General features: G+C 61.8%; 6 protein-coding genes. All 6 read right to left on the minus strand.

The window, feature by feature from the left end; genetic code table 11:
- Positions 1-4: 4 nt before the first annotated feature.
- Entirely contained in the window at positions 5-2,911 is a 2,907-nt protein-coding gene (treY, locus tag AX768_RS23030; RefSeq protein WP_062002474.1) for a malto-oligosyltrehalose synthase, read from the minus strand.
- Positions 2,912-2,916: 5 nt separating this feature from the next.
- Entirely contained in the window at positions 2,917-5,142 is a 2,226-nt protein-coding gene (gene malQ, locus AX768_RS23035) for a 4-alpha-glucanotransferase (RefSeq protein WP_062003605.1), read from the minus strand.
- Between the two features lie 5 nt (positions 5,143-5,147).
- Positions 5,148-7,019 (minus strand): malto-oligosyltrehalose trehalohydrolase, encoded by a 1,872-nt coding sequence (treZ, locus tag AX768_RS23040; RefSeq protein WP_062002475.1) that lies wholly within the window; start codon positions 7,017-7,019, stop codon positions 5,148-5,150.
- A 93-nt stretch (positions 7,020-7,112) separates the two neighbouring features.
- Positions 7,113-9,353, minus strand: a complete 2,241-nt coding sequence (gene glgX, locus AX768_RS23045) for a glycogen debranching protein GlgX (protein WP_062002476.1) — start codon at positions 9,351-9,353, stop codon at positions 7,113-7,115.
- Positions 9,354-10,344: 991 nt separating this feature from the next.
- On the minus strand, positions 10,345-12,564 hold the full coding sequence (gene glgB / locus AX768_RS23050) for a 1,4-alpha-glucan branching protein GlgB (RefSeq protein ID WP_062002477.1): 2,220 nt from the start codon (positions 12,562-12,564) through the stop codon (positions 10,345-10,347).
- The gene (gene treS, locus AX768_RS23055; RefSeq protein WP_062002478.1) at positions 12,557-15,946 is read right to left on the minus strand and encodes a maltose alpha-D-glucosyltransferase; all 3,390 of its coding nucleotides are present in this window, start codon (positions 15,944-15,946) and stop codon (positions 12,557-12,559) included. Before treS ends, glgB begins: the two co-directional genes overlap by 8 nt.
- Positions 15,947-16,059 lie beyond the last annotated feature (113 nt).

The raw sequence follows: 16,059 nt of genomic DNA on the forward strand, positions 1-16,059 counted from the left end.
TTCATCAGACTCGCGGCACGCCTTCTTCCATCAGCAAAGCAACCGGCATTGAAGCCAGCGCATCGCGCATGAACAGGCGCTGACCATCGGACTTGGGCGCGTTCGGGCTCAGCCAGTCGAACAACGCCCGCGAAGCCAGCGCTTCCGGCAACACGACCGCCGTGTCGCCCCAATGGGCGGCATCGACCAGGGGCAGCGCGGTATCGTTTTCAGCGAGCAATGCGTCGGCCAAGCGCGTCGCGATCACGATCACATATGCGCTTCCCGCGTGCCGCGCATACGCGATCACGCTGTCCGCATGCGCACCTTCCACTTTCAGCGGTATGTACGAACCTTGCTCGAAAAGCGCTGGTGAATGCGCCCGCAAGGCAAGCGCGCGACGCACGATACCAAGCTTCACGCGGCCATCTTCCCAATTCTGCAACTGTTCCGATGGCGCACCCTGCGCCTCGCCTTCAGCAAGCCACGTACGCCGCTGCTCGAAGTCGACGGGACGGCGATTGTCGGGATCGACGAGACTGAAATCCCATAGTTCGGTGCCCTGATAAAGATCCGGCACGCCCGGCGATGTCAGCCGCAACAACGTCTGCTGGAAACTGTTGATGGCGCCGGTTTTCGCAATCCGCGCGACGAACGCCGGCAACTCGCCGAGGAAGCCATCGCGGCGTTGGGGCGCGAGGATATCAAAAAGAAAATCGCGGCATGCGTTTTCATAGGCTTCGTCGGGCGCAAACCAGCTCGTGCGCAACTTGGCTTCGCGCATCCCCTTCAACTGCCACGCACTCACGCGCTCGGCAAGTTCCTTGACGCCGGCTTCGTCGTCGGGAGAAAGCGCAGGCGGCCAGCAGCCTACGAGCGTCTGATAAAGCATTGCTTCGCCGGCAGCGCCTGGCGCCCAGTCGTTTTCATCGGCATTCAGGATGCGGCGTTGCGGCGTGTTCAACGTCGACCAGCTTTTCAACGTTGCGGTCCACTCGTCGGGGATCTCGCTTAAAGCCGCGATCCGCGCACGGACGTCTTCGCCGCGCTTGTGGTCGTGCGTGGCGGTCGTGAGCATGGCATTCGGGAAGCGTTTGGCGCGCTCCTCGTTGCCTTCGTGAAATTGCTCGACCGATAACGAAAACTCGCCCGGATCGGCACCGACTTCGTTGCGCGAGATGAGCCGGCCGTATCGGTAACACGCTGTGTCTTCGACGGCTTTCGCTGCCACCGGCGACGTCAGTTGCGAGAACAGGGTTTGCGCATTGCGTCGATGAGAACCAATCGAGTTCGACCCGTTGACGCTCGCCGGCGCGCTCTGGGATGGGCTGCCCGGACGCTCGCGTCCATGGCGGTCGAGCATACGTTCGCGCGGCGGCTTTTCTTCAATGGGCTCTTCGCCGCCCGGGCCGCCAAGCCATTGCGCGACCTGATCAAGAATGCCGTGGTCCGCCGGCGCTAGCGCGGCCTTCGCACCTTCATAGGCCATTGAGAAAAAGCGTTCGTCTTCAGCGCTGCGTTGTCCGCTGACCGGATAGATCCGGTACACGGGGAAGTGCACGACGAGTTCGGACGTCACCCGTTTCAGCGATGAAAACGTGAAGTCGCGAGTGGCGGGCAAGTCACGTGCGATCCGATGCAGTGCGCGGGCAACGCGGTCGAGTTCGGCGGAAAGGTTCTCAGCCAGGATCTTGCGACGCGCGGCTTCGGCTTCGACTGCGAAGTCGGCCGGACGTCCGGACAACTCGGCCCAGCTTTGTGCGAGGGGTTGAGCGCCGCGCGGATCGTGAAGCAGCGCGCCGACGTCGTTCATGAAATCGTAGCCGGTGGTGCCATCGATTTGCCAGTCGTCGCGCACGGGCTCGCCACGCGCGAGGATCTTCTCGACGACAAAATACGTGCGCGCTTGCCGCAGGTTCTCGGGACGCTGTTGCGCCAGCTCTTCCAGGCGATGGCGCAAGCGCTGGCAGTATTCGCGCGGCTCGGCGAGTCCATCGACGTGATCGATCCGCACGCCGTCTATCAGCCCTTCGGTGAACAGACGGAAGATCAGCGCGTGCGATGCGTCGAAGACCTCCGGGCGCTCCACGCGCATGCCGCCGAGCGTGGAGACATCGAAGAAACGGCGCCAGTTCACTTCATCCGCGGCTGTGCGCCACCATGCGAGCCGGTAATGCTGGCGTTCCAGCAAGCGATGCAGACGGTCGCGGCCCGTTACGTTGTCGCCGCAATGAGCGCGCACGGCGGTATCGATGGCCTTCTTGCCTTCCTCCGATGCCGCGAATTCCTTGAGCGCGGCACGTGCTTCGTCGGCGCGCGGCTGGTCGGCGGGTTGCGTCGACAGACCCGTGAAGCGCTGCGCCATTTCTGGCGCGCTGTCCTGCAGGATCGCCGCGTAATCGAGCGGGCTCACCGGGAACGTGTTGCTGTAGTACGTGACCTTGAAACGGCCGTCGCTGGCGTCGAAGGTAAGCTTGATCTTGTTGCCCTTCAGTTCCTCGCCATACGCGGCGCCCAGGAACGGCGCGAGCACCTTGCCGCGCAGTGCGGGGTCGGGCGAGTGCCAGTCGACATCGAAATAACGCGAATGGGCGGCGTGACGGCCCCATTCGAGGATATCCATCCACCAGAGGTTCTCGGAGCCGCCCACGCCCATGTGATTCGGCACGACATCGACGATCACGCCCATGTCGTGTTCGCGCAGTTTTTCGACAAAGCGTTTCAGTCCTTCCTCGCCGCCGAGTTCAGGGTTCACGCGCGTGTAGTCGACGGTGTCGTAACCGTGCGTGGAACCGCTCGTGGCGGTGGTGATCGGCGATAAATACGCATGGCTGATCCCGAGCGACGCCATGTAGTCGACCTGGCGCGCGGCGTCGTCGAACGTGAAATCCTTGTGAAGCTGCAGGCGAAGCGTGGAGCGCGGGACGGTCATGGTCTTCAGTCAGTGGGTGATGCGTTATGCGCGGTGTCATGCGCGGCCGCCTTCGTATGGGCGGATTTCTGTCGGGCCTGGTCGACGGCAAGCAGACGGTCGACGAACGAGTCGTCATCGAACAGTTCGGATACGGGAACCGCCAGCCGCCGGCGCCAGTTCGGATGCTCGTCGATGGACCCCGGCAAGTTCGGCATCTCGGCGAGCGCGAGCAAGTCTTCCAGCGGATAGGTGACGAGCGGTGCGGGCGTGGATGCTACGAACGCGAGCGCTTCGTCGACCGGCGCGGTCTGCGGTGAGATATCGGCCGGAACGTCGACATCCGGCGCGGCAACGCCGGCTTCCTGGAAAGCAGTCCACAGCAATTCGCGATCCTCGCCGCGTTCCGCCTGCGCCATCTCGACGGCGTCCTTGCCATCGGCGCGTACGGCGGTCTGGCCGATCTTCGAGCGCCAGACAATGTCCTCGCCGATCCACCAGCCGGTGACGGTCGGCAGATCGTGCGTGGTCGTGGTCGCGGCGACATCGCGATCCCAGTCGGCGGGCGCCTTGAAACCCGGACCTTCTTCGGCGCGCTCGAACCACAGCACGCGAATGCCGAGCAGACCATGTTCTTGCAGCCGTTCGCGGAAACCCGGCGGCACGGTGCCGAGGTCTTCACCGATCACGATCGCCTTATGGCGCCACGATTCGAGCGCGATCAGTCGCAACAGGTCTTCGAGGGGGTATCGAAGGTAGGCGCCGTCCTTCGCGCTTTCGCCGTCGGGCACGAGCCACAAACGGCGCAGGCCGAGAATGTGATCGATACGGATCCCGCCTGCGAGCGTGAACGCGGCCCGCAACATGTCGATAAACGCCGTGAAGCCCTGCGTGCGCATGGCGCGCGGGGAGAACGTGGTCAGTCCCCACGATTGCCCCTTCTGGTTGAACAGATCAGGCGGCGCGCCGACGGACACGCCTTGCAGCATTTCATCGCGATACGACCACGCGTGACTGCCGGCGCTGTCACAACCCACGGCGAGATCCGCAATCAGGCCGATCGCCATGCCGGAGTCGCGCGCCACGTGTTGCGCGTGCGACAGACCCTTTGCCGCGAGCCATTGTGCAAAGAGGAAAAACTCGACTTCTTCCTTGTTTGCGGCTGCAAATTCGGCGACCGCATTGCTGCGTGGATTGTTGAGATCGCCGGCCCAGTTGCGCCAGTGGCCTTCACCAAACTCCTTCAACTGCACGGCCTGCAGCGCTTCAAAACGCGCGTGATCTTCAAGCGCGCGTCCGCCGTGTTTGACGAACTTCGCAAAGTCCTTGTGCAGCGAGTCGTTGCCCTGCGTGCTGAACTGCGCAAACAGCGCACGCAGCACGGCGAGCTTCGCCGTCACCACGCGCGGCCAGTCGATCAGCTGCAGCGCTTCGAGTTCGGCGAATTCATCGGCGACGCCGGCTGTCTTGATCGCGGCCTGGGCTGCTTCGGCGCCCATTACTGCAGCCGGATCGATATGCGCGATGTTCAGGAACAGGCGCGACGACGGCGAATATGGGCTGAACTTGTTCGGCTCGGCGCTGAACATGGCGTGCATCGGACTGATCGCGACGGCGTGGCTGCCGCGCTGCGCGCTTTCGGCAGCGAGGGTAGCCAGCGCCGTGTAATCGCCGACACCGCCATCGCCCGTGCGCCGCAATCCGTAAACCTGCGTGGCGATGCCCCACATGGGCGGCGCCTTTTTTGCGTTGGATTCGATCGCGCGCCAGGCGTCATCGACGGTATAGCAACGTGCCGGGGCGACCGCGAGCGTGGTGCGCTGCTCGTTGATCACGAGCGCGTGATAACCCGGCTCGGAGATCGGAGATAGCAACGCGGTTTCGCCGCGCGGTGACGTGAACCGTCCGTCGATGACAGCGCCGCTTTCCAGCTCTATCCGATACCGCGCGCCCGTTTTCACCGCAGCGACCGGCAGCGCTATGGCGCGGTCGACCTCGGCGGTCATCAGCGGTGGAAGTTTGCGGCCGGTCAATTCGGCATCGAGCGTGGCGGTGCTTTGTTTCAGCTGCGTGGCGTTGCCGCAGGGCAAACCGAGTCGTTCCAGCAGGACGGTCAGCGTTGCTTCGGGCACGCGCTGCGTTTGCTTGTGCGCGTCCTGCCATTCGACTTCGAAGCCGGCCTTGATGGCAAGCGCCTCGACAGGACTCGGCGGCGTGGGTGTCTGGCCGGACGTGGCCGGCGGTGTGGTGATCGTGCTCACGAGGTTTTCCCCGAAGCTTTGACGCGGCGGGCGTCATGATTGAACGCGGCATCGGCGAAATCGCCTGTCAGCCACGCGATAAAAGTCTCGGCGCCGAGCTCGCCCTTGTCTGCGGCATCACGTGCGCGAGCCGGCGTTTCGAAGACGACCTTGCCAGGCGGATGACCGGTGAGCTTCACGGCTTCCTTGCCGAGATTCAACGCGACGGAATAGGTACTGCCATCGCCGAGACGCCAGTTCGCGACGACCGCCTTCTCGCCGATAACCTCTGCGCCCAGCGCCTCTGAACCCTTCAGACGCGGCATCAGCAACTTCGCGCGCACGGCCAGCGCCGATCGATAGAAATGCAGCCAGTCGTTGTGATCGGCGGCGAGCCTGGACTCATCCGGCGACGACATCCTGAACGTGTCGATATGGTTCGGATCCGGGATTTGCGCACGGCGTTTTTCGTCGGTGAATGCGGTGAACTTCGCGAATTCCTTGCGGCGGCCTTCGCGCACGGCATCAGCCAGTTCGTCGTGATAGTCCGTGAAAAACAGGAAGGGTTGCGTGGAACCGTGCTGTTCTTCCATGAAGAGCATCGGGATTTGCGGCGACAACAGCATCAGGCCTGTCGCTGCGTAAAGCGCGTCTTCGGAAGTCAACGTTCGCAGGCGTTCGCCCATTGCGCGGTTGCCGACCTGGTCGTGATTCTGCAGGAACATCACGAATGCGCTCGGCGGCAGATGGCCGCTCGGCTCGCCGCGCGGTTTGTTGTCGTGAATGGGCGAGGGCTCGCCTTGATACACAAAACCTTCGCTCAGGACGCGGGCGAGTTTCTGGATCGGCTCTTTGCTGTACGCGCCGTAGTAGCTTTCATCCTCGCCGGTCAGCAGCACGTGAAGCGTGTTGTGCGAGTCGTCGCTCCACTGCGCGTTGAAATGCGATTCCAGGAGATTGGACGTGTTGTGCTCGTTCTCCAGCACGAGATGCACGTGCCGCCCATGTTCCACCGACGAACGAACGCGGTCGGACAGCTCGCGCAGCCATTCGTCGTCGTTGATGGCGTGCACGGCATCGAGGCGCAAGCCATCGAAACGATATTCGTTGAGCCAGTAGATGGCGTTATCGAAGAAGAAATCGCGCACTTGCGGACGCTCGAAATCGATCGCCGGACCCCATGGCGTGTTCACGCCTTCGCGGAAAAACGTCTTTGCGTACGCGCTCAGGAAATTGCCGTCCGGGCCGAAGTGGTTGTAGACCACGTCGAGGAAGACCATCAGGCCGAGACCGTGCGCGGTATCGATAAGCGTCTTCAATTCATCCGGCGTGCCGTACGCCGAATCGGGCGCATACGGCAGCACGCCGTCGTAGCCCCAGTTGCGGGTACCGCTGAAATCATTGAGCGGCATCAGTTCGATGGCCGTCACACCTAGATGCGCGAGATCCTTGAGTTGCCTGGTCACGCCGGCGTAACCGCCGAGCGTGCCCACGTGCAGTTCGTACAGCACGGTTTCTTCCCACGGACGACCATGCCATTCCGTGTTTCCCCAGCGGAACGCACGCGGGTCGATGACCTCGCTCGGACCGTGGACATCCTCTGGCTGAAAGCGTGATGCGGGATCGGGTACGGCCAGATCGTCGTTCAGGCGATACCGGTAGCGGGTACCCGCGCCGCCTTCGGCCAGGGCTTCGTACCAGCCGTCGCCAGTCGGGTTCATCTGCGTCAGCGTGGGTTTCTGGTCGTCGTCATACAGCTCAAGCTGGACCGAATCGAGCGATGGCGCCCAGAACCGGTAGCGCGTGTGGCCGGCATCGGTGAGATGGGCGCCGAAGGGCAGGCAATGAGCGTGTTGGCGCTTGTGTGGATCGATGGGAGTTTCAGACATGGTCTCTTTGCCTTCAAGGGCGCTTTCAAATACTTGGCTAGGGTGCGCAGGCTTCGACATCCGCCACGTTCGCCGCATTTATCGCTTCAACAATCAACTTTCCTGTTCGCCGGGTGACTTCCAAGGATCCGGCGTGCGCCTCGCTCCGGTTGTGCCCGGGTCAGGCGGCAAGGCGGTCAACAAACGCGGGCCCTCATGTGCTCCCGCCATCCATACGGCCTGCCAGTCGGCGTCGCCGGTCGGCTGGGCGAGCAGGACCACCACGCTATGCGCCTGCACCTCCAGTTCCGTGCCAATCAACGGATACTGCAGCGCGTCGGGCACAGCGCTATCCGTGAGCACATTCCATTCCAAGTGCGGTGCAGGCGCCGAGAAAGCCAGCGCCTGTGACGACGCGTTCATCATGATCAGCATCACATCGATCTTGCCGTCGAGCCCGGGCCCCGCGCGACGCAGCGTGAGCGCGCGGCCTTCCGGGTCCTGCCACGCGTCGGTGGTGAGCGCGCCGCCGCGTTCGTCGAACCAGCCGACGTCGTAGAGGCCCGGGAGGACCTCCTTGTCGCCCTTGAGGAAACGCATTTCCCTCAACAGCGGGTAGTTTTTTCGCAGCGCAATCACGCTCGCGATGAACTCCGTCATCGTGCGGCCGGCGGGGGTATCGGCGAGACGCCAGTCCATCCACGAAATCTCGTTGTCCTGGCAATATGCGTTGTTGTTGCCGTGCTGTGAGCGGCCAAATTCGTCGCCGCCGAGGAGCATGGGCGTTCCGAGCGAAAGCAGGTTGGTTGCGACCAGCGCACGCGCGACGCGTGCGCGTGTTTCGAGGATCTCGGGGTCGTCGGTCGGACCTTCCACGCCCCAGTTCGTGCTGCAGTTCTCGTTATGGCCGTCGTTGTTGCCTTCCTTGTTCATCTCGTTGTGCTTCTGGTCGTAGGCCGCGACGTCGGCGAGCGTGAAGCCGTCGTGCGAGGCGACGAAATTGACCGATGCCCACGGTTTCCTGCGCCGGCGGGAAAACAGCTCCGCCGATCCCGTCAGCCGCGCCGCGAGGTCGGGCCGCACGCCGGCGTCGCCGCGCCAGAAACGGCGCACGCCATCGCGGAATTTATCGTTCCATTCGGCAAAGCCAGGCGGATGATTGCCGACCTGATAACCATCGGGCCCGATATCCCACGGCTCCGAGATCATCTTGCGCGTATTGAGGATCGGATCCTGGCGGATGGCATCGAAGAAGCCGGAACCCGGATCGAAACCGTGGCCTTCGCGGCCAAGAGTCACGCCGAGATCGAAACGAAAGCCATCGATATTGAACGCCGTCGCCCAGTAGCGCAGCGAGTCCATCACCATTTGCAGCACGCGCGGGTGCGAGAGATTGACCGTGTTGCCGCAACCGGTATCGTTGATGTAATGGCGTTCGTCGCCGGGCATCAGGCGGTAGTAGCTGGCGTTATCGAGGCCGCGCCACGACATGGTCGGCCCGAGCTCGTTGCCCTCGCACGTGTGGTTGTAGACCACGTCCAGGAACACTTCGATGCCCGCTGCGTGCAACCGGCGCACGGCAATGCGCATTTCGTTCAGGCGGTTGGTCGAGAGGTACGACGGTTCGGGGGCGAAAAAACACGCGGTGTTATAGCCCCAGTAATTTTTCAGGCCACGTTCGACGAGAAAACGGTCGTTGAGAAACGCGTGCACCGGCAGGAATTCGACGGCGGTGATTCCGAGCTTTTGCAAATGTTCGATAAACCAGGGCGACGACAGCGCCGCGAACGAGCCGCGTTCGTGCTGGCGGATATCGGGGCGAAGCATCGACGTGCCGCGCACGTGCGTTTCGTAGATGACCGTTTCGCCCCAGGGGATGTCCGGGCGTGTGTCGCGGGACCAGTCGAAGGCGTCATCGGTGACGACGCATTTCGGCATGGCGGGGGCGGAGTCGCGCCGATCCATTGAAAGGTCCAGGCGGTTCGAGTGCACGCGATAACCGAAGAGTGCGTCGGACCATCGCCATTGGCCGACGAGTTTCTTGGCGTAGGGGTCGAGCAGGAGTTTGTGCGGATTGAACCGGTGGCCGTATTGCGGCTGGTAGGCGCCGTGGGCGCGGAAACCGTAGACCGTGCCGGGGTGGGCGCCGGGGAGGTAACCGTGCCAGATTTCATCGGTGCATTCAGGGAGTTCGAAGCGGGTTAGTTCTTTGCGGCCGGTTGTGTCGAAGATACAGACTTCGATCTTTTGCGCGTTCGCGGAGAAGACGGCGAAGTTGACACCCAAACCGTCCCAGTTTGCTCCGAGCGGGTAGGCCGCGCCCGGGAGTAACTTGTCGGGGAATGAATTCGGCATAGAATTTTCGTTCGCACTCGAGGGGTAGGTTTTGGAGGGGGTGGGTCGTTGTTAGTGGTCGGGGGTGGTGCCGGGGTGCTGCTTTTTACGCTACCGCGCGTTCAGTTCTAGCTGACTTCGTTAGCACTATTAGCCACTGTGCGTGGCGGCACTTCATTTCACCGGTTATGCGCTGGCGTTCGGAACAGTGTTCATTGCGGTCGGGGTCATTGTCGGGTTGTTGCTTTCTGGGCTACCGCGCGTTCGTTGCTAGCTGACTTCTTTAACACTATTAGCCACTGTGCGTGGCGGCACTTCATTTCTTTTTCCAACGGCGAAAAAGAAACGAAGCAAAGAAAACGCCTCTCAACCGAGGGCTCATAAGTGTCCCGAGCGTGCAGTGACAACTGTTTGGTACGTCAGAAGAACGGTCGCCGTCATAACCAGCAACACTTGAAACCCTCCCCCTCCGTCAACAGATACCCACACGCTTCGCCACCAGTAACTGTGGCAGTCAATACGGAAACCTGGCCCAAGTAAACAATGGGTTGAGCACATGACGGCGCTACAGCATCCTGAACTTGCCGAGGTTTTGCCGCCGGTGGTCCCAGGCTCGCGCGAGCACAACGGAACCAGTACAGCCAACCCTGCGTTTGGGCGTCAGCGCGCGCAGCGGGGAAGCCTGATTTGCGGATTCCCACACTGGTGGCGAAGCGTGTGGGTTGCCGTTGACGGAGGGGGAGGGGTTCAAGTGTTCTCAAGTCCGGCGTCGAGCGTTTTTCTGAAGTACCAAACAGTTGTCAGTGCACGCTTGGGACACTTAAGAATTAGCGGTTGAGAGGCGTTTTCTTTGCTTCGTTTCTTTTTCGCCGTTGGAAAAAGAAATGAAGTCCCGCCACGGACAGTGGCTAATAGTGCTAAAGAAGACGCCTGACAATGAACGCGCGGAAGCCTAAAAAGCAGCAACCCGGCGCCAACCCCGTCCCCGCCTTGCCCAACCCAACCCCGGACGCTAGTCCAACCTCAGCACAATAGTAGCCAACGGCGGCAAAACCAGCGCAGCAGAAAACTCCCGCCCATGACTGGAAACATTCTCGGCGTGAATCACGCCCCCATTCCCGACATTGGATCCGCCATACACCGAGGCGTCGGAGTTAAGAATCTCCGTCCATCGCCCGCCGCAAGGCAGACCCACCCGATACCCCTGCCGGGGCACCGGCGTCATGTTCGATATCACCACGCACTCGCGACCCTCGCCATCGGTGCGCCGGAACGCAAAAACGCTATTCCCGGCGTCGTCCCCGACCAGCCAGTCAAACCCGCGCGGATCACTATCAAGCTTATGGAGCGCCGGTTCGTCCCCGTACACCCGGTTCAAATCACGAACCAGCTTCTGCAAACCACCATGGTACGGATCATCGAGTAAATGCCAGTGCGGCGATGCATCGTGATTGAACTCCGCGAACTGACCAAACTCGCCGCCCATGAACAGTAACTTCTTGCCCGGATGCGTCCACATGAAACCCAGGTATGCGCGCAAATTGGCAAATTTCTGCCAGTGATCGCCCGGCATCTTGCCAATCAACGATCCCTTGCCGTGCACGACTTCATCGTGGGAAAGCGGCAGGACAAAACGCTCGGAATAGGCATACACCATCCCAAACGTGAACATGTTGTGGTGGTACTGCCGGTACACGGGATCTTCTTCCATGTAATGCAGCGTGTCATGCATCCACCCCATGTTCCACTTGAAATCGAAACCCAGTCCGCCGTCTTCAACGCGCGCCGTCACTCCCGGCCATGCCGTCGATTCTTCAGCAATCGTGATCGCACCTGGAATCTGACGCACCTCGTGATTCAGGCGCTTGAGAAACGCAATCGATTCGAGATTTTCACGGCCGCCGTAGATGTTCGGCACCCACTCGTCGGCCTTGCGCGAATAGTCCCGGTACAACATCGACGCCACCGCGTCCACACGCAATCCATCGACGTGATACCGCTTCAGCCACGCCAGCCCGGATGCGACCAGGAACGCACTCACCTCGTTGCGGCCGAGGTTGTAGATCATCGTGTTCCAGTCCTGGTGATATCCCTCGCGCGGATCGGCGTGCTCATAAAGTGGCGTGCCATCGAACTGGAAAAGCCCGTGGGCATCGTTTGGAAAATGCGCCGGCACCCAGTCGAGAATGATCCCCAGTTCAGCTTCGTGCGCACGATTCACGAACTCGGCAAATTGCTCCGGTGTCCCGAATCGTGCCGATGGCGCGAATTGCCCCAACGGCTGGTATCCCCACGAACCGCCAAACGGATGCTCTGCAATCGGCATGAACTCGAGGTGCGTGAAGCCCATGCTCTTCGCATAGGGAATCAGGCGCTCGGCAAGCTCATGCCAGTTCATGCCGCGGTTGCCTTCTTCCGCCACGCGCAGCCACGATTCGGCGTGGACTTCGTAGATGGAGATCGGCGCGTTGACGGTCTGCTTCGGGCCGCGCTTCGTGTTCATCCATTCGCTGTCGGTCCAGCTATATCCATCGATGGCATCCGCATCCGCGACCACTGAAGCCGTCGCCGGCGGCAGCTCGCTTTGCAATGCGCAAGGGTCAGCCTTCAGCGGCAAGGCGTGGCCCTCGCGCGAGATGATTTCGTACTTGTAGCGCGTGCCCGCGCCCAGTCCCGGCACGAACAGTTCCCATACGCCTGCGTTGTGGCGCAAGCGCATCGGATGACGACGGCCATCCCAAGAATTGAAATCGCCGACTACGGACACCCGGCGCGCATTGGGCGCCCAGACGGCGAACCGCACGCCCGATACCCCGTCATGAACGACCGGCCGCGACCCGAGGCATTCGAGCACGGCATACGGGTCGCCCCATGAGATGCGGTTCAGTGCGTCTTCGTCGAGAACGGGGCCAAACGAATAGGTATCGGCGACTTCCTGCGGCGTGCCGTGCCAGTCGATATTCAGGCGGTAGGCCTGAGCCTCATCGATAAACCCGACAAACAGCCCCGCCGGATGAATCTGCGTGAGCGTGCCGAGCGGCGCGCTGCTGTCGCGCGCGAGAACCTGCACGCTGGTCGCGCCGGGCAGCAGCACGCGCACGACGGGCCCTGCATCGGTCTGGTGCAGCCCGAGCTTTGAAAACGGATCGGGATGGCGCGCTTCGACAAGTGCGTCGATATCGAGCGGATGCAGCCCTTCAGTCAGGCTTCGGTCGTCGGTGCGCTTATTCATTTTCGTTTCCATCGGAGATGTCCTTTTCTGCGGCGTCCGCGGGACGCGAGCCGGGCGCGAGCGGTGCGCCGGTGTCGCCAAGCAGGCGGCTCGCAAGCGACGCGAGGCCACGCAACGGCAAGCCGATCCAGGTCGGACGGTTTGCCGCTTCATAGCGGATTTCGTAGGCGGCCTTTTCGATCAGGAAGAGATCGAGCAAGGCGGCCAGGGTGGCTTCATCGCCGGCGACGGGCTGCGGGGAAGCTGCAACCGCCGCGTTGTATTCAGCAAGGAAACCTTCTTCGCCATGAGCGCGCAGGCGCTCGAACAGTGCACGTTTGCGATCGGCGGCGGCTGCCGGTGCGTTTTCGGTCGTCGGCTGCGCAGCGGCGCTGGCGTAGGACAAGGAACGCAATAAGCCGGCCACGTCACGCAACGGGCTCGACTTTTTGCGGCGTTCCTCCAGCGGCCGCGCCGGTTCGCCTTCGAAGTCGATCAGGAAAGCATCGCCTTGCGCCATCAAGACCTGGCCCAGGTGGAAGTCGCCGTGAATCCGGATACGCAGCGCGTTGGCGCTTTCCGGCACGAGTTTCTGCACGGCTGCGAGCAACAGATCGCGGCGATCGAGCAGGCTCTGCGCGAGTTCGCGATCATGCTCGCTGAAGTCGCGGATCTTGGCGCCGAGGATATCGAGCGCGGTGACGAGCAGCGTATGCGTGCCGTCGTTCCATGCGCGCACATCTTCCTTCGATGCCATCTCGGGCGCGAACGCCGGATCGTCGGACGGCGAGGCGAGCGCGACGTGCAGTTCGCCCAGACGACGCCCGATGATCCCCGCAATCGTCCGGTATCCCTCGATGCCTTGCATCTCCTTCTCGCGATCCATCGAATGGTCTTCGGTGTCCACTGCCAGCGCGAGTTCATCGACGGTGCGGCGCAGATAATCGAGCGCATAGTTCCAGGCATCGCCCTGGTTGTCGATGAACCCCTGCAAGATGCAGAGCGTGTGCGGCACGCCTTCCGGATCGACGCGCACGACCTCGCCGAACAGCGGACCGGTGTTCGCATAGCCGAGCTTCGTCAGGTAGCGGCTCATCTCGGCTTCCGGATGAATGCCGCCAACGAGGCGCCGGACGAGCTTCAGCACGACCTGGTCGCCAATCACGAGCGAGCTGTTGCTCTGCTCGGCGGCAAGCCAACGGATCTCGGGCAGCGGTTCGCCCGGCTTGAAATTGAAGTTCAACGCATCCAGACGTTCGGTCGGGATGAAGCGGATCTCGCTCTTTTGCACGGTCGGTACAACAGCGCGTTCCTTGAGCTTGCGCAGCACGCCATACGTAAATGTCGGGACCGCGAAGGCGTCGGTGATATGGCCCATGTTGCGGCTCTGGCGCACACGAGCCAGCGCCAATTGCATATAGAGCGGCGACGTGGTTTCCGTGCCCCACGCAATCGTCAGCGGCAACACATACCGTTCGGTGTGATCGCCAACATCGGCTTCCACTTCGGTGAACGCGAACCCGGCTTCGGGGATCGTGGTCAACGCGGCAAGGCGCACGCGCTTCAGCGTCTGGTCCTTCGATGCAAACCAGCGCCGCTTGCTCAAGTAAGACGGCAGTACTTCGGATTCGAGCAGGCGCACATTCTCCGGCGTCGGGCCGGTCTGCCCGGCGCGAATCACCATGGTCACGAACTCGGGCAATTGCTCCGACGGCGCCTGGCTCCATGCCGGACGCTGATTGCCCGGGCAAAGCTGGAACCACAGGAAGCCATACGGCGGGAACGTCAGCAGATACGTCAACTGGCCGATGGGCGGAAACGCGGAATCGGCGGTCATTTCCAGCGGCACGGAACCGGCGTATTCGGACAGGTCGAGTTCGACGGCTTGCGGCGCACGCGAAAGATTCGCGACACACAAGATCGGCGGTTCGCCTTCGATCTCGCGGATATACGCCAGGATCTTGCGGTTGTTCGGGCGCAGGAAGCGGATCGTGCCACGGCCGAATGCATGTTTCGCGCGACGCACGGCGAGCATCTTGCGCGTCCAGTTGAGCAGCGAGTGCGGATCGCGGCTTTGCGATTCCACGTTGATCGCGTCGTAACCGTAGAGCGAACCCATCACCGGCGGCAACACGAGCTGTTCCGGATCAGCGCGCGAAAACCCGCCGTTCCTGTCCGATGACCACTGCATCGGCGTACGCACGCCGTCACGGTCGCCCAGGTGGATGTTGTCGCCCATGCCGAGTTCGTCGCCGTAATAGATCACAGGCGTACCGGGCATGGACAGCAGCAGCGAATTGATCAGCTCGATACGGCGGCGATCCCGTTCCATCAGCGGCGCAAGACGACGGCGAATGCCGAGGTTCAGGCGCGCACGGCGATCGCTTGCATACGTGTTCCACAAATAATCGCGCTCCGAATCGGTCACCATTTCGAGCGTGAGTTCATCGTGATTGCGCAGGAAAATCGCCCATTGGTTGGTCGGCGCGAGATCCGGCGTCTGACGCATGATGTCGGTGATCGGGAAGCGGTCCTCGCTCGCAATCGACATGTAGATGCGCGGCATCAGCGGGAAGTGGAAGGCCATGTGGCATTCGTCTTCATCGCCGAAATACTCCTTCACGTCTTCCGGCCATTGATTCGCCTCGGCCAGCAACATGCGGTTCGGATATTCCTTGTCGATGGTCGCGCGGATCGTCTTCAAGATTGCGTGCGTCTCGGGCAGGTTTTCGTTGTTCGTACCTTCGCGTTCCACGAGATACGGCACGGCATCCAGCCGCAGACCGTCGATACCCATATCCAGCCAGAAGCGCATGACGGACAGCACTTCCTTCAGCACGGCAGGGTTGTCGAAGTTCAGGTCGGGCTGGTGATTGAAGAACCGGTGCCAGTAGTACTGTCCCGCAACAGGATCGTGCGTCCAGTTGGACGGCTCGGAATCAATGAAGATGATCCGCGTGTCTTCGTACTTCTTGTCGGTATCCGACCAGACGTAGTAATTGCGATGGTTCGAGCCGGGCTTTGCAAGCCGGGCGCGCTGGAACCACGGGTGTTGATCGGAGGTATGGTTGATGACCAGTTCCGTCACCACGCGAATGCCGCGTGCGTGCGCTTCCTGAATGAAGCGCTTGACGTCGGCGAGCGTGCCGTAATCGGGATGCACGTTGCGATAATCGGCGATGTCGTAACCGTCGTCGCGTCGTGGCGATGGATAGAACGGCAGCAGCCAGATGCAATCGACGCCGAGTTCCGCGATGTAATCGAGCTTGGCCAGCAGGCCTGGAAAATCGCCGATGCCGTCGTTGTTGGCATCGAAGAAGGACTTGATGTGGATTTGATAGATGATCGCGTCTTTGTACCAGAGCGGATCGTTGCTGAGAGTCGAATTCTTGTTGCGCTTCACGTGTCGCTCCTTGAGCCGGTGAGGTGCGTCAAGCGCACTGCTACCGGCTGTGTGAGTTGTTCTGTGCCACGTCGGCCGATGCCTTCGTGATGATCGCCTGCGCGCCGTTCAAA

This window comes from Burkholderia sp. PAMC 28687 (assembly GCF_001577465.1).
Classification (GTDB): Bacteria; Pseudomonadota; Gammaproteobacteria; order Burkholderiales; family Burkholderiaceae; genus Caballeronia.

Excerpts from the sequence above, each read along its gene's own strand:
- treZ (WP_062002475.1), bottom strand. The coding sequence starts at position 7,019 with ATGTCTGAAACTCCCATCGATCCACACAAGCGCCAACACGCTCATTGC.
- glgB (WP_062002477.1), bottom strand. The coding sequence starts at position 12,564 with ATGAATAAGCGCACCGACGACCGAAGCCTGACTGAAGGGCTGCATCCG.
- glgX (WP_062002476.1), bottom strand. The coding sequence starts at position 9,353 with ATGCCGAATTCATTCCCCGACAAGTTACTCCCGGGCGCGGCCTACCCG.
- treY (WP_062002474.1), bottom strand. The coding sequence starts at position 2,911 with ATGACCGTCCCGCGCTCCACGCTTCGCCTGCAGCTTCACAAGGATTTC.